Here is a 15,062-nt window from a genome sequence, read left to right as displayed (position 1 = left end):
GATTCGCGCCACGGGGCGGATCGGTGACCGCCACCGCGAGGTCAAGGCCGCGCAGCAGTACCTGCGCGGGTACGGCGAACTCACGTAGACCTGCCAGGACGGGCTCACGCCGCGACGCCGAACACCTTCAGCACGGCCGACACAGCTGTCGCCACTGGCGTGGTCACGTCGGCGACCTTCTTGGCGACGTCGACGATGGCCCGTCCGAGCGCCTTGAGCGTCGTGCGGTTCGGCTTCTCCTTGGCCAGCTCGTCGGTGAACGTCGCCAGCGTGCCGGCCACCTCGGCGGCCTCGTCGGGCGCGACCTCCGTCAGCCGCGCGACGAGAACGGCGACCTGCTCGTGCAGCTCCGCCACCCGGGCCTGCAGCTCGTCATCGGGCCGGCCGGCGGCGAAGGCATTGAAGCTGTTCTCCATCCGCTGCGCATACACGGTGCCGGCCACCGGCCCGTAGAACTGCCCGCTGAAATTCTGGTCGCCCACGTGCACCACTCTCCCTGAGACGTTGACCGCGGGCCGCCTGGCGTCGCGCTCGGCGAGGAATCGTTCGGCCTTCATCCTGACCTGCCTGCGCATGCCGTCGAGCCTCGCACGGCGACGCACGTCGACAACCCGCCGCTGGGCCGACGCGACAGTGTCGAGCGCGGCCCGCAGCTCCGCACCGTTGACACCGAGGTAGCTCTCGCGGTTGATGACCTTGGTCGCGGTGTTGATGTAATCCTCGAGCCGGTCCCCTTCTGGTGACTGCGGCACATACTCCAGTGCGCCGGTGGCCACCCAGCGCAAAACGCGATCGAGCGTCTCCTCCTGGACGTGCTGGCGCAGGATCGCCGTCCGAACGTTGCGACGATCCACTCTGGAGCGGGGAGCCCCCGCACGCAGGTACCAGGTCGTGACGTGACCGTGTCGAGTGGACGTCCTGGCAAGTTCGAGCGAATCGCGCATGTGCAGTGCGTTCCCGACGTCGACCGCACCGCTCGGAATGCTCTGGCTCCCCATGCCGAGATCGGCAAACACAACCGGGTCTCCCGCAGCGACCAGAGCCCCGGACACGTCGCGGCCATGCCGCGTCGTCGAGGCCGCATACCGACGGGCGAGGTAGGGGCCGAGCAAGACCAGATCCTTCGCGGCCGAGCCCGGCCATCCTCCCGGCACGACTGCCGGAAGCCCCAGCAGCCCGCCAATCACCTCGTCGGCCGGCACCTGTCCGCGACGCAGGTCCTCCTCCACCGCAAAGCCGACCTCTAGCCGTACCGCGGCTCCCCCATCGCTGAGCAGCCGCCGGAATCGGCAGCTCACCATCCAGCGCCCGCCGGCTCGACCGGTGAAGTGGCGCACCTGCAGCGTCGGGAACTGCAACGCGTGGCGCGCATGAACGTACAGGGCCTCATCGATCCAGGCCGGGTTCTTCTCGGCACGGTCGAAGGCGACGCGGCCGAAGCCGCGCACGAACTCGCGATGCGCCAGCAGCCGCGGCACCGTGGGCGTGCCCCAGTCCGGCCGACCGACGATACCGGGTTCGCGCGCGAAGACCCGGCCGTCCACGATCGGGAACTGCACGAGCACAAACATCCGTTGGGTGACCCCGTCGATCCAGATGGCACGAGCACCGTGGGGCTGGATAGAAACCATGGGTGACGGTCGGTTGCCGCACCCATGACCCGGGCCACGATACCGGATCACCACGCGGCCGCCGGGCAGCGAGACACGCCAAAATCGGCAGGCCCAGGAGCCGGGGCCGGCCTCTTGTCAATGCACCGGTGCTGCACCGGTGCTGCACCGGTGCTGCACCCACCCTCGCCACACACGACCCCGATTCGCGCCGCAGCCCGGCGGCGGATCGTTGACCGGCTGCGCAGCGGCACCTCCATCCCAACGACACATCGCTGACGACCAGGACAGCGAGCGACGCGACGTCGGCCCGGCGAAAGGAATCTGGGGTCGGCAGTCACAGACCGTCCGGCTGGAACACCACATCAGGGTGACCGACATGGTTGGACGATCCAGAGGAGCCCCTCCATGACCATGCACCTGCCTGCCGCTCGGCGCCTCAGCGCCGCGACGCTTACCCTGACCGTGACCTTGGTGCTGGCGCCGGCCTGTGGCGCCGGCGACGACGACGCGTCGACCGTTGCACCGACACAGGCCACAGAGGGTGCTGACGCCGAACCGCAGCCCCCGCAGGCACCGATGCGCGACGTCGCGGTTCTCGACAGCCCCACCCTGCTCGACCTCGACACGCCGTTCGAGCAACTGGCGGACCGCCCAGTGCTGGTCACGCCGGCGGCGACAATCACTGTCGAGGCGATCGCGCACCCGACCGTTCTCCCCGCCCGAGCCGTGGAGCTGACCGTCGATGACGCGGCATCTGCCACCGAGCAGCCGATGCGCTACTACCGTCCAGCTGACGGGCAGGAGCTCACCGCGTGGATGGTGTCGATCGACCCAACCGACGGCATCGCACCCGACGTCGACGGACTCGAGGAACCGCTGGATGCGTCGACAGAGCTCACCCTCGACGTGAACGGCAGGCTCATGCCGATCACCAGCGACCAAGAGGATGGCACCGTCACCGTCGCATGTGATGAGGTGCCGTGCGACGTAGTTCCTGAACAGCAGATCCTGCTGGCCTCGACCTCAACATCGACGGCCGACATCGCGCTCAGCGCCACCACCGCTGGCCAGACGCAGACGCTGGACCTTCGCACGGGCCAGGTGGTCTCCGACGTCTCCCAGGTCGCCTACGCCCGCGACGGACGGATTAGCGTGTCCACCACGTGGCCGCAGACCACGCACGTGGTGCGCACTGAGGAACAGCTGGAGACCGAGATCGGCAGGTCGATGTCCGACCTGACCCACGGCGGCGCCACCTACACCTACGGCGGCGCGATCCGAGAGGCCTATCTGAGCCCGTTCGACGCCCGACAGGGCTGGGCGCCGGCCGGCCAGGCTTGGCTGGTCGTCCCGATCGTCGACGATCCTGCTGGCTCCAATGGCTTGTGGCGCGCCGACATCGACCCGGCAGCGACCTGGACTCTGACCGTCGACGACCAGGTACTCACGAACACCACAGACGGCGAGAACAGCGTCGCGGTGTTCCTCGTCGACGACGACATCACCGACGCTACGTTCACCTACCAGCCGACCGGCACGCTTTCCATCCCCCACCACGACGTCGCCTACCCACTCGTCGCCGACGCACTGACGGCTACGATCTCCACGCAGCTATGAGTTCGAACCAACCTGGTCACGAGCCGCATCCGCGGCGATTCCGGAGCCGCCGCATCCGCGGCTGGAGGAAGCCCCCCGGCTCCTTCGTGGCGACCCGACCGTCGCGTTTCTCCAACCCGTGGCGAGTCACGCCGGCGACAGGCTGCTGGGAAGTTCGGCACGGGCGCACCGGTGAGCTGGTCGGTGTGTTCGGCGGTCAGTTCACCGCCCACACCGCGGCCGTGGAGCGCTTCCGGGCCGACCTGATGAGCGGCGGTCTGCCGATCACCGTCGAGGAGATCCGCCAGTTGCTCACCGGCCGCGACGTCGGATGCTCGTGCTCCCTGGACCTGCCCCGTCACGTCGATGTTGTGCTCGAGGTCGCGAACAGCTGAGTCCGCGCCGGCGCCGGCGTGTCGAACGAGCTCAGTCGTCGGAGTAGACCTCTACGCTTTCTGCGTGGGGTGAGCGTCGGCGGCAGGTGGCACTGCGTCGGACCTCATCAAGCCCCCGCCCGGCCCTGGGCGGGGGCTCTCCTTCGTCATGGAGTCCTTCGCCGTAGCTATCTGGTGGCCTCGGCCTTGGCGCGGTCGCGCAACCAGGAGGCGACGTCGGGGTCTCCATCCCACTCGTCGGCGGCGTCCTCCAGCGCCATGGCGCGGATCAGGCCGAGGGGCCCGCGGCGCTTCACCGCAACTCGTTCGACGTCCTCGCGGTTGAACTCGAAGACCCCGCGCGCCGCGGGGAGTCGGCCGGCGGGAGGCAGCTCGCCAGACTTCGCCAATCGCTGGACCGTGCTGACGCTGACGCCGATGATCTCAGCCGCTTGCTGGGTACTGAGCTTCGTTCTCTCGGTCGGCATCTGACGATCATACCGCTGATGACGTTCAAACCCCGCGTGACGCTTTGAACCGCGCGTGATGTTTAAACGTCACATTGCGCCTGCTCAAGACAGTTGCGAGGAGGCAGAGGATGGGCCCTTCACCACAAGGTCATCCGATGGAGCCGCCGAAACGAGCGACTGCGAGGCCGAGACCTGGCAGATGGCGACCGAAGAGGGCGCCGACCCCGTCATCCTCCGAGGCTGCCTCATCTGACGTTCAAACTGCACTTGACGTTTAAACGTCAGATGGTGTTTGATGGGTATATCAGCAAGACGCACCCATCCCAGGGAGGGCCCGATGACCGCCACCAACACGCAGACCGGCAGCCAGGTCGTCGCGGCCCTTGAGAACGTGTGGAGCGCCATCCAGAGCCGGCACCCCGAGGTGCCCGACGTCGTCATCGTCACCGGCACCGGCTCGACCCCGAACTCCCTCGTCTGGGGCCACTTCGGAGAGAACCGATGGATCATCCGCCGCACCGACGAGGACGTCATCGAGGGCGCGGAGGTTACCCGCACGCACGAGCTCAAGGTGTCCGGCGAGACTTTCGACGTCGGCCCGGTCAAGATCGTGCAGACGATGCTCCACGAGGCCACCCACGCCATCGCCGCGGTGCGCGGCGTCAAGGACACCTCCCGGCAGAACCGCTACCACAACCGCAAGTTCGTCGAGATCGCCAATGAGCTGGGCCTGGAGTACCCGCACCCCGGCCCGCACGCCACGATCGGGTTCTCCGCGGTGGAGATCACCGAGGAGACTCGGGCCGACTACTCCGACGAGATCGACGAGCTGGAAGCGGCCATCGCGCTGGCCATCAAGGTGCCCGGCGTCTTTGGTGAGTCTGGCCAGGGCGACGGCGGGGACGGCGCTCACGGGCCTCGCCGACCCCGCAACCCCCAGACAACCAAGGGCCGGTCGCTCAAGGCCTCGTGCGACTGCGGCCGCAGCTTCCGGATCGCCCGCTCCGTGCTGGAGGAGGCAGGCATCGTGTGCCTGCGCTGCTCCAAGCTCTTCACGCTCAACGACGGCTCGTAAGGGCTGCTCGGCACCGACCACCGGCCGCGAACTGTGAGAAGCGAATGGTGGGCGGGCCCCAGCGATCTGGGGCCCGCCCATTGATCATCTTACGTACGGGCCGACGACGGCTACTGGTCTTGGGCCCGATGCTGCCGCGCGATCACGGCGAGGCAGGTCAGGACGACCAGCACCAGGGCGCCGATCGCGGTCCTCGCCAGGTCGAGGCCGGCGCCGTCGGCTCCGGGTAGCGGCACCAGGACTCCGTCGGCGGCGATCACGTGGTGCTCGACGAGCCATGGCCCGAGGCCGTCGATCGTGCCGGTCAGCACCGGCAGGATCGCGCCGGCGGCCAGCGGGGCCAGCATCAGGAGCGTGAACTGGTCTTTGTCCGACAGCTCGGCGCTGCCCCAGTTGATGTCGGGTTTCTGCATGGCAGTTCCCTTCTCGTGCTCGACGGGTGTGGCCCCGGAAGATCAGGCGTCCAGGGGTTCCTTCGACGGCTTGCGGACGATGACGATGTCATCGGTGCTGACGGTGAGTTCGCCGTCGCCGTCGTGGTCGTCGCGCCAGCTGATGGCGACGCAATCGGGCTCGATGAGATCGTCGCCAACATCGACGACGACCGCCCAGTGCTCCAGCGCGTCGTCGACGAGCACCAGGTCGCCGATCTTGACCTCGCCGACGTGAACCTCGTCGGCGTCGTCGTAGCCGTCGTCCACGGTCGTGAACGGCGCATCGTCGACGTCGTCAGCGCCGGCCCTGGGTGCTGAGGGCATCGAAGAGGCGCCGGCAGATGGCGGCGTCGACGGTGTGGCGTCGGTCCCCTCCCTGCTCTCCCCAGCATCGCCGCCAAGGCCGAGCATCGTCAGCGGTGAGGACAGCGTGCGGCCATCGACCGGGTCGCAGCGTCGCTGCGCCACTGGGTCGAGATCCGGCCGCGACGAGGCCAGCACCCAGCTGGCGGAGGCGTAGTCGGCGTAGACGAAGTCGTCGTCGCGATCAGCATTGGCGGGGTCCAGCTCTGGGGGGACGATCAGCAGCCTGGGATGTTTCACTTCGGCCGGGCGGAGCTTGTCGAGCAGCTCGGCCTCGAAGCTCTCGTCAGCGACCTTGCGCGGATCCGGTGTGCGGTAGCACTGGGCCTCGATCGGCATCCCTTCGTGGTCCACCGTTGTCGCGCGGCCTCGGCGTTTACGCGGGATGGTGGTTCCGATGACCGGCGACTCCCATGCCATCATCGCCGCCTGCGGGGTGAGCCGGCCCATCGAGATCTTCAGCGGGAAGTTGTCGCGCATGTCCCCGGTGAAGTACTCCGCGTCAGGGCGCTGAGTGCCGAACACCAGGTGCACTCGCGAGCTGCGGCCCTTCCGGGCGATCGACGCGGCCATACTCAGCGCACGCGGCTTGGACGAACCGCGGCCACCTGGTTTGACGTCGGCATACCAGTCCAGCAGGTTGGCGCGGAAGTCTGCCCACTCGTCGAGAAACAGCAGCAGCGGCTCGAAGTTGTTCTCGGTGACTGTGCCCTTGGTGATCAGCTGGTATCGGTACTCCATGAGTGCGTGTGCGCGCTCGATCACTGCAACCTGTTCCGCCGTGGTGGTCGCCACGATCTGTACGTTCGGCCAGTCCTGGAAGCCGAGGAACTCGATCGACTTGCCATCGACGACCCAGATCGGCCACCCGTACCGGCTGGCCTGCACGAGCAGGGTGTGCGCAGTCACGGTCTTCCCGGTGCCCGGTGTGCCGATCAGCATCAGGTTCGGCTGGATCGCCGGCGACCAGGCCAGGATGTTGCGGTCCTCGTCAACGGCATACTGAATCTCCACCTGGTCGTAGGACTGCAGCACGTCCAGGCTGGTGTCGATATCCACCACCGGGATCCACACCGATTCAGGGAAGGTAGGCCGCCGCTCGAACCGGACCTGCGCTCGGACGACGTCGAACTTGGCCCGGAACCGATCGGGCATCAGGTTCGAGACCTTACGCTCTGCCCGCGACTGGGTGATCCGGTCGGAGAACTTGACTGCGTCGATGTCGCGTACCTCGAAGGCTGCGATCTCGCCGTCGTCGTCCAGCTCGACGGCAACCTTCGATCCGGCCCCGAAGATCTGCCGCGAGAACGCCTTCACACGCCTGTCTCCGGCGGACGCAGACGCCGGCGATAGGTCACGGACCAGGTACACCCGGCGCTGGCGCGGCTTCTGCTGCGCCACCTCGTACCGGCCGCCGAACCTGCGCCCGGTCACATCGACGAGCTCGGTCAGCCATTCGCTGTCGGTGTTCGGCGCGCCCGGCCCGTACTGCCACACAACCCGGTCCGGGACGCCGACCCAGCCGTCGCGCCAGCGCGAAGCGCGGCACGCGCGGCGGGTCAGCTGCGGCAGCCGCAGGTGCCGCGCGAGCGCCTCGATCGCGCGGTCACACTCCTGCTGTCGCGCACGAGCGCGCAACTGCACGACGAAGCTGCACGCCGCAGCGATCGCCACGAGCACGGCGACAGCCGCGGCCACGGCAGGACGCGCGAGCTCAAGCATCGGCGTGGCCATGCCGATCATGACCGCGAGCGCGAGGCTCATGACGAGCCGCGCCACCAATCCCGACAGCGGCGTCGGCGGCAGGCCGCCACCGACCAAAGTCTCGCTTCCCCCGGCGGCGGCCGTGCGGGTGCCGCCCGCTGGGCGCGACTTCATGGCCACGGCTGCCTCAATCCGCGGCCGGGCGCAGGTCTCCCTCAGCGGGGCCGCAGCGAGGACCACCACGAGGCGTCACTGCCCACGCATGCACCAGCCGCTCGACCGTGCCGGCGGCGCCCTGACTGGTGCGCGGCCACGCGGTCGGATCGATCTGGTCCCAGCTGACTGCGGATCGGTCGACGACGTCGACCAAGGTGCGAGGCGACCCCGGCGAGGCCGCCTGATCGGGTGGAGGCCCAAGGTGAATGGCCATCTGTGATCGTCTCCCTTGATTGGCACCCGTGGGTGCACTGATTGGGGGTCGTCCACTGATAGGTGGTGTCTCACTGAGAGGCTGTGTGACATCTGCGGCGAGTTTGCCGACACGAAGTTGCTTGACCGCGTCGATAGGATGAGCACGACCGGGCGGGGTTCACGGAGTGGTTCTTGACCGGTCGTCCTCGATCCTCCGCCGCTTGCCCAGCACTACTGGCCTGCCGCGGTCTCCACCCGTGTCACTGGGAAGCCTGGGCCCTTCGGGTCACCGATCCAGGCCGGGCCGTCTGGCGGCAGGACTCGCTTCCCATACGAGGCCTTCGGGTCGATCCACTTCTGTGCGTCCATGGCGACGCTCCTCTCTACTAGTTGTCCGCTGGCGCCACGGTGGCGATCAGCCATCCGGTGCTGACGGCGTCGTAGGTCAGGCCGACCTCGAGAACCAGCCCGGTGTCATAGGTGAGCCGGCCGGCGGTAAACAGTGCCCCGCCCGGGTCGGCCACCTCGACGTCGACGAGCTCACCGGTCGGGATGTGCTCGACCGGGACCTGCGCATACTGCTCGGCTTGGGCCGGCGTCATCCAGGACGACACCGCGGTGTACCAGGCGTCTTGGCCCAAGCTGGTCTGGGTGAAGGTTTGACCGAATCCCTCAGCGGCCTCGCGCCACCCGTCCGGCGCCAGACCGTGCTCGTGCCCATCACCGTGCTCGTGCCCGTCACCGTGCTCGTGCCCATCGACAGGCCCGGACGAGCCGGCGTCCTCCGTCGTGTCCGGCTCGCCGCCACTTGCCCACGGCTGGTCACCAGCGGTGACGCCCTCCCCGGCGCCCGCTTGCCCACCCTCACCGGGACCCTGCTGGCCGCCGTTGCTTCCGCCGGCGGCGACCAGCAGGCCGAGAACGAAGCCGCCCACCGCGGCACCCCCCACCTGTAGCCATCGCCGCGCCCGCCGGCCCGGGGGCGTCTCGGCCTCGTTCTGGCTGTTCTCGGTGTCGTCCATCGCTACCTCCAGGACTCTTGGCAGGGTTCAGAGCTCGACGCCGCGGTCGGCCATCCACGGCGCGGGGTCAGTCGGGGCGCCGCCGTCTGGGCGGACCTCGAAGTGCAGGTGGCGGCCGGTCACGTTGCCGGTGGCGCCCATGTATCCGAGCAGCTGCCCGGCGGCCACGTGGTCGTCGACACCGAGGGACGGCGCGTACGCCTCGAGGTGCGCGTACCAGGTCTCCGTGCCGTCAGGGTGGGTGAGGGTGATGTAGCGGCCGTAGCTGGTGCCTCCAAGGTCGGCGATCGTCGTCACGACGCCAGCCGACGCGGCCACGATCGGCCGAGCCGCGGGAGAGGCCAAGTCGATCCCGGTGTGGCAGGCCTGCCACAGGTCGCCGCAGGACCCGAACCGGGCCGTGATCGTGTACGTTCCCTGGACCGGGTTCACCCACGACCCGACGCCGGTGCCCGCGGAGTTGCCGTACACGCTGACGTGGATGTGGTCGCGATGGGCCGATGTGTCGTCGTCGGCTCCGGACGGGTGCTCGTAGGGCCGCCAGCCCTCGTCGGACCGCTCCGCGGACCAGATCCGCTCGTACCAGATCACGTACTTCACGCCCAGCGCCGCGGCGTGGTCGACCACCCATTGCGCGATCTCGTTGCCCTTGGGCAAGGTCATAGCGCCGCCTTGGATGAACAGCACGTCGACCGCGCGGCCGGCGGGGTGGTCGCTGTCGGGGTTAGCCGGGCGATCCCCCACGCCGGCGAACCCGGCGATGTCGGGATAGGCGTACTCCTGGGCCAGGCACCGCAGCACCCGCAGCGCGTCAGGGGTGAGGCCGGCCTCTGCGTCGAGATTCGTCGCCGGGCAGGTCATGGCCTCCCCCGGGCCACACAGCACGATGTCGTCGATGTCGCCGCCGGTGATGCCGGCCACGGTGATCCGCGCCATCTGCTCCCACTGGGCGTACGCGTCGGGGAACGCCGAGCGCTGGACGGCCTGGGCGGCCTCGGCCACCGTCATGGACTCCCACCCCACGATGTCCAGCAGCCCGGGCGGTTCGGCCCGGTTCGTCGGCGCCAGCCAGTGCGGCGACCCCGGCCCGCCAAAGAAGGCACGCGAGGCGAACACCGGGTCCTGCACCTGCTCCGGGGTCCCCCACCCGGTCGAGGGCCGCTGCTGGAACAGGCCGAGCGAGTCACGGTCCCCGTAGTCGACGTTGATCAGCTTCGACTCCTGCATCGCCGTCGCGATCGCAACGACCAGCCCGAACTCGCTCACCCCGGCGTCCAGGCCGACGTCGATGATGGTCTTGGCGTTCTGCAGCTGCTCGCCGTTGAGGGTCTCGTACTCCGTCCCGGGCGGCCCGTCGGCCGCCGCGGCCGGCGACCCCGCCGCAGCTGCGCCGCTCTGGGGCTGCAGCAGCAGACCGTCGGAGTCGCACACGGAGTACTCCGAGCCCTCGCTGCCCAGCGACATGAACGTCATCACCGCCGCTGCAGCACCCACCACAGCCGCGACGATCGCCAGCACGAACACCCCGATCGTGCCCTTACCGACCCGTCCCACCAGCTCACTCCCCCGCTGCCGGTGAATGGCCAACGGGCACGAACAGCACCGACCCATCGGGGCGGACCACCCGTTCGACCCGGCGCCGCACTGGCGCCACGGTCGCCGCAGCGTTCCCGAGCGGGCGGGAGACAACCGTGGTGGCGCGCGGCCGCACGACCGGCTCAGTCCCACGGACCACGGGAGTGGGGCGACGTACCGGTGTCGCCGGAGACCGCGCAGGCGCCGTCGTCCCGCCGACCGGCGCGGCCGGCACCGGGACCGGGCGCGCACTGATCGGCAGGGTCGACGGCACGGGCACGGTCCCGCCGGCGGCCCGGGTCATGCGCTGCAGCAACTGCGCCCGCCGCGTCTGCCCGGCGATCGACAGGACCCTCCCCAGGTCGCGGGCCGCGCCGACGGCCTTCCCGGCCGCTCGAGCGCCGCCCAGCACGACGGTGGACGCGCCACTGGTGGCCGCCCCCAGCGCGGCCCTGGCCGCCACACCCGCCACCGCCGCAGCCCCGCCGCCGCTGGCGGCGGGCATCGGGATCCCACCCGGGGCTCCGCTTCCCGGGCCAAGCTCGGGCCGCGACGGAGCTGGGGTCCCGGCCGGCAGCCCTTTCCGCCCGCTTGGTTGACCCAACGGCAGCGGGCCGGATCCAGGGCCGCCGGGGCCGGTGGGGACACGCTCCACCGTCACCGTCCCACCCCCGCCGGGCCCGCCGGGCGCCTGACCGTCGCGCGGCCACGACAGCGGGAAGGCGTCCTCACGCCGAGGCAGCTGACGCTGCTGCTGAGCGGTGAGCTGGCGCAGCTTGCGCCAACCGAAGACAGTCGCGCCGATCTTGACCACGTCACGCACCGCAGTGGAGCGGTCCGGCAACACGGTCGCCTTCCCCGGCCGCATCCCGGCCATCGCCTCGGCCAGCCGCTCCCCCATCCGCCGCGCCGCCTTGTGGTACCGCCAGACCGAAATCACACCGACGATGAGCAGCAGGTTCACCAGGAACAACGTCATCATGACGTGCCAGCCGTGCTCCTCCGTGGCCGCGAAAACCGCCTGCAGGCCGACCATGAACGCCGCAGCGAAGATCGACGCGAACGCCACCAGCCCCAGCGCCATCACCAGATCGGCGAGGTTGCGCCACAAGAACCCTCGAGACCGCCCCGGCAGAACACCGACGACCAGGCTCACGATCGCCTTGAGTCCCTGGTAGAGAGCCAGCAGCGCCGCCAGGATCACCGAGAGCGCGATCGCGACGACCAGCAACAGAATCAGCAACCCGGTCGCGAACAAGATGATCACATCGCGCAGCTGCCCGGCGCCGGGGTTGTCCGCGGCCCGGTAGGCGTCCTCGTCGCACGAGCGGATGTGCTCGCGCGGCTCCCGCGCCTCCTGCGGCAACGGCTGCATCGCGACGGCCTCGTTGTAGACCTCCTCACAGTCGGTGCCGTCAAAGACCGTCTGGTAGTTGATGATCTGGTGCGGCAACCGCACGAAGGTCCCGACGAGCAACGACGACATATGCGCCGGCACCGGCGTCCCCTCGCCGCCCGCGCCTTCTTCGTCGGCGATGTCGAGCGCGACCTCCAGCCCAACATCCCGGGCCTGGTACAGCGCCCCATCGTCACCGATCAACCGGTCCATCGGACTGGCCAGCGCACCGGCGGCCACGGACGCCACGACCAGGCTGATCAGCAGTTCCGAGACGCCCAGCGCCCACATGCCGCGCGCCATCCACAGCATGCAGACGAACGCCGTCACCGTCAGCAGCACCCACCCGACCCCGATCTCAGCCATGACACCGTTCACCGCGTCGGCCAAAGACGTGAACGGCGCGGCGATCACCCGCAACCACCCGAACTCCAGCGCGAACCGCAGCAGCCACGCCGAGATCGCAACGAACGCCTGGAACACTTTCCACGGGCTTTCGATGAACGTGGACCACACGAACTTGCCCGGACTCGTGACCGAGCCGCGATGCAGATTGAGGTCGTACTGCCAGATGCTCAGCCCGTGCTCGTCCTCCAAGTCGATCCACGACAACCCGCCGCCGAGACCACCTCCGCCGCCAGGCTCGTCGGCGGCGGCTGCTAATCCAGCACCCCCGACCAGCACCGCGGCAGCACCCAGCACCGACAGCCCGGCGCGCTGCGCGCGACGAACCCAGATCGCGGTCCCGACGTCGCCCTGCATGGCGTCACGCGCCTCCCGCCTGCGTCGACGACCCACGCGAGCCACCGGCAACGGCGGCCGGCGGGGTCGTCCCGATCGCCTGGCGGCGCTCCGGCCGGGCCGGCAGCAGCACCTTGATCCGCCCAACCCGCCCCAGCGGGTCACGCATCAACGCCTCACCGCGCCGTTCGGCCGGTACCGCGTTCAACGCGGCGTCGACGGGCGAGGTGTGCTGGGTGATCAACTCCACCAGCGTCTCGTCGGCCGGGTCCAGGTCCAGCCACGCCAGGCCGCGCCGAGCCAGCGTGTGGTCGCGGTGCCGCATCAGGATCCGGGTCGGGATCAGCCCACGCAGCGTCGCGTCACCGAAGTCGGCCTCCGGGTCATGGCTGCCCAACGCGACAGCGGCCTGGTGCTTGCGTCCGTCCCGGACGAATGCCGTGAGCTCACGCTCGCCCTCCGGCGAGCTGGTCATGTGGTGAGCCTCGTCGACCACGAACACCGCCAACTCGGTCCGGTCGGAGAAGCAAATCTGTCGGCTCACGGCCGCCATCAGCGCGTACACGGCACGGCCGAACACCTTCTCCAGCTTCATCTGCTCGAACAGGTGCGCGTGCTGCAGCTCGTCACGATCGGGCAGCTCCAGCGTCCGAGTCCAGAACACGATCGCCCGCGCCGCGAGCGGCAGCGGCGGCAGCGCGCCGTCGAAAATGACCCGGCCGAAGTCCTTGCGCGCGAACACGTTCATCAACCGACCCAGGTCCACCGCTCCAGCCAGCTGGCACCCGTCCATCAGGTGCCGCACCAGATCACCAAGCCCACGGATCTCCTGCGCAGCCAGGTACGCCGGATCCAGCACGTCGGACAGCAACACGCCGCGGTCGCTGGTGGGCGACACGTTCAGCAGCGGGGTGAGGAACGACTGCGCGATCCGCCCACCCGCCTGCGCCCCGAACACCCGCAGCGGGTCCAGGCTCAGCCGCGGGTCGACGACATCGACGACGGTGGCGTCAGCGATCGCGCGCGCCATCGTGACCCACTCGCCGGACTCGGTCCGATCCACGGCGATGAACCGGCCGCCGCGGTCCGCCGCGTCGCTGGCGATCTTCTTCAACGCAACCGACTTGCCCGCGCCGAGCTCGCCGGCGATTGCCAGCGACCCCGACACATCCAACTTCGTGGCCGCACCTGCCGGGTCGTGGTGCACGACACCGGTCTGCCCGGTGGAGATGTTCAGCGCCAGGACCGGGCCGCTCTCATCGCCCAGCGCGGTCGACACCACCGGCACCGCCACCGACAGCGCGTTCGAGGTCGTGATCTGAGCGAACTCCCGGACCACGCGGCTCACCGGGGTCCCGGGCACCATCGCCCACCACAGCGCCTCCTGCCCGCCCAGCGGCTGGACCAGCTTGTATCCGGCGCCGGCGTAGTAGCCGGCCAACAACGCGGCGCGTTCCTGCGCGGCCTCCGCACTGGTGTCCGCGACCGCGAACACCACCGTGGTCTCGACCTCGACCTCGTCCTTGTCCCGCTCCAGCTGCGCCTGGTACTCGGTGAGGTCAGCCGCGGCCTGGTCCAGCATGTGCGGACCGGTGCTCAGCTCGCCCTCACGCTGCGCGAACTGATCATTCAGACCGGCGACCGCGCGGCGGTTCTTCGCCGCGACCTCCTCCGAGGACCGCACGTTGAGCCGCATCGCGAAGTCGGCGTCGACGCCGGCGTCGTCGACGTTGCCCAGGAACTCCGATCCCGGGAACACCATGCCGTCAGCTGGCACATCCGCCAGCGCCAGCAGGACCTGGTACGACGGCCGCTCCGGCGCGTCCTGCCCGGTGACCTTGACGAACCGCCGAGCCAGCGGGCTCCAACCCCGCACGGAGCGGTCCACCACGTCTGACTGTCCGCCCTCGTCCAGGATCGCCGACGGCAGCGAAGCGGCGCTGCGCACCAGCAGCTGCTCCCCCAACGCAGCCGCGCCGGCCGGGTCGGGATGCGCGTCGATGTAGAGGCCACGCTGCTGGGCATGCCCGTGCAGCCACGCCATCTGCGCCGGCGTCACAGGCCGCGGCCGGAACGCCGCCGGGATCGCCTGCTCGATCGCGCGCGCCCGCTTGCCCGCCTCCTGGCGCATGCCCGCCGACGGGGCACGCCGCGGCATGGCCAGCCGGTCAGCCAGATCCGTCCACGCCGCCTGCATCGACTCGCGGGCCAGCTGTCCGCGCCCGCGCGGACGCAGCGGCACGGACAGGAAGAACACCCGCTCCCCCAGCGCGAGCTCGTCCAGAGTG

Annotated in this window: 11 protein-coding genes; 3 read left to right on the top strand and 8 right to left on the bottom strand. The window is 69.6% G+C overall.

What is annotated here, in order from left to right:
- Positions 1-104 precede the first annotated feature (104 nt).
- On the bottom strand, positions 105-1,631 hold the full coding sequence (locus tag DY240_RS32600) for a hypothetical protein (RefSeq protein ID WP_158603045.1): 1,527 nt from the start codon (positions 1,629-1,631) through the stop codon (positions 105-107).
- 387 nt (positions 1,632-2,018) lie between these two features.
- Between DY240_RS32600 and DY240_RS32595 the strand changes: the two genes are divergently transcribed.
- Complete coding sequence (locus tag DY240_RS32595; RefSeq protein WP_158603044.1) at positions 2,019-3,230, top strand: hypothetical protein; 1,212 nt, start codon at positions 2,019-2,021, stop codon at positions 3,228-3,230.
- A complete protein-coding gene (locus tag DY240_RS28775) occupies positions 3,227-3,604 on the top strand; it encodes a DUF4326 domain-containing protein (RefSeq protein ID WP_119663086.1) in 378 nt (125 codons plus the stop codon). Before DY240_RS32595 ends, DY240_RS28775 begins: the two co-directional genes overlap by 4 nt.
- A gap of 167 nt (positions 3,605-3,771) precedes the next feature.
- On the opposite strand, the gene DY240_RS28770 is transcribed toward DY240_RS28775, so the two are convergent.
- Positions 3,772-4,071, bottom strand: a complete 300-nt coding sequence (locus DY240_RS28770; RefSeq protein WP_119663085.1) for a helix-turn-helix domain-containing protein — start codon at positions 4,069-4,071, stop codon at positions 3,772-3,774.
- A gap of 319 nt (positions 4,072-4,390) precedes the next feature.
- Here DY240_RS28770 and DY240_RS28765 point away from each other — a divergent pair, with 319 nt between their 5' ends.
- Positions 4,391-5,128 (top strand): hypothetical protein, encoded by a 738-nt coding sequence (locus DY240_RS28765; protein WP_119663084.1) that lies wholly within the window; start codon positions 4,391-4,393, stop codon positions 5,126-5,128.
- A gap of 110 nt (positions 5,129-5,238) precedes the next feature.
- Here DY240_RS28765 and DY240_RS28760 read toward each other — a convergent pair whose 3' ends face one another.
- The 6 genes from DY240_RS28760 to DY240_RS28735 form a co-directional block, all read right to left on the bottom strand.
- Entirely contained in the window at positions 5,239-5,541 is a 303-nt protein-coding gene (locus DY240_RS28760) for a hypothetical protein (protein WP_119663083.1), read from the bottom strand.
- 42 nt (positions 5,542-5,583) lie between these two features.
- The gene (locus DY240_RS28755; RefSeq protein WP_233552915.1) at positions 5,584-7,803 is read right to left on the bottom strand and encodes an FtsK/SpoIIIE domain-containing protein; all 2,220 of its coding nucleotides are present in this window, start codon (positions 7,801-7,803) and stop codon (positions 5,584-5,586) included.
- 623 nt (positions 7,804-8,426) lie between these two features.
- Positions 8,427-9,062 carry a hypothetical protein gene (locus DY240_RS28750; RefSeq protein WP_119663081.1) on the bottom strand — a complete coding sequence of 212 codons (636 nt, stop codon included), beginning with the start codon at positions 9,060-9,062 and terminating at the stop codon, positions 8,427-8,429.
- A 27-nt stretch (positions 9,063-9,089) separates the two neighbouring features.
- Positions 9,090-10,616: a M23 family metallopeptidase gene (locus DY240_RS28745; RefSeq protein WP_147375567.1), complete on the bottom strand. Its 1,527-nt coding sequence runs from the start codon at positions 10,614-10,616 to the stop codon at positions 9,090-9,092.
- A 4-nt stretch (positions 10,617-10,620) separates the two neighbouring features.
- Positions 10,621-12,795, bottom strand: coding sequence for a hypothetical protein (locus tag DY240_RS28740; RefSeq protein ID WP_147375566.1), 2,175 nt, complete (start codon positions 12,793-12,795; stop codon positions 10,621-10,623).
- A 4-nt stretch (positions 12,796-12,799) separates the two neighbouring features.
- On the bottom strand, positions 12,800-14,971 hold the full coding sequence (locus tag DY240_RS28735) for an ATP-binding protein (protein ID WP_147375565.1): 2,172 nt from the start codon (positions 14,969-14,971) through the stop codon (positions 12,800-12,802).
- Positions 14,972-15,062 lie beyond the last annotated feature (91 nt).

This window comes from Jiangella rhizosphaerae, from assembly GCF_003579925.1.
GTDB lineage: Bacteria > Actinomycetota > Actinomycetes > Jiangellales > Jiangellaceae > Jiangella > Jiangella rhizosphaerae.
This window is presented reverse-complemented; position numbering and strand designations above follow the sequence as displayed.

What these genes read in the sequence shown, in the direction of transcription:
- DY240_RS28735 (WP_147375565.1), bottom strand. Translation starts at nt 14,971, where the DNA reads ATGCAGGCGGCGTGGACGGATCTGGCTGACCGGCTGGCCATGCCGCGG.
- DY240_RS32600 (WP_158603045.1), bottom strand. Translation starts at nt 1,631, where the DNA reads ATGGTTTCTATCCAGCCCCACGGTGCTCGTGCCATCTGGATCGACGGG.
- DY240_RS28760 (WP_119663083.1), bottom strand. Translation starts at nt 5,541, where the DNA reads ATGCAGAAACCCGACATCAACTGGGGCAGCGCCGAGCTGTCGGACAAA.
- DY240_RS28750 (WP_119663081.1), bottom strand. Translation starts at nt 9,062, where the DNA reads ATGGACGACACCGAGAACAGCCAGAACGAGGCCGAGACGCCCCCGGGC.
- DY240_RS28770 (WP_119663085.1), bottom strand. Translation starts at nt 4,071, where the DNA reads ATGCCGACCGAGAGAACGAAGCTCAGTACCCAGCAAGCGGCTGAGATC.
- DY240_RS28765 (WP_119663084.1), top strand. Translation starts at nt 4,391, where the DNA reads ATGACCGCCACCAACACGCAGACCGGCAGCCAGGTCGTCGCGGCCCTT.
- DY240_RS32595 (WP_158603044.1), top strand. Translation starts at nt 2,019, where the DNA reads ATGACCATGCACCTGCCTGCCGCTCGGCGCCTCAGCGCCGCGACGCTT.
- DY240_RS28740 (WP_147375566.1), bottom strand. Translation starts at nt 12,795, where the DNA reads ATGCAGGGCGACGTCGGGACCGCGATCTGGGTTCGTCGCGCGCAGCGC.
- DY240_RS28775 (WP_119663086.1), top strand. Translation starts at nt 3,227, where the DNA reads ATGAGTTCGAACCAACCTGGTCACGAGCCGCATCCGCGGCGATTCCGG.
- DY240_RS28755 (WP_233552915.1), bottom strand. Translation starts at nt 7,803, where the DNA reads ATGAAGTCGCGCCCAGCGGGCGGCACCCGCACGGCCGCCGCCGGGGGA.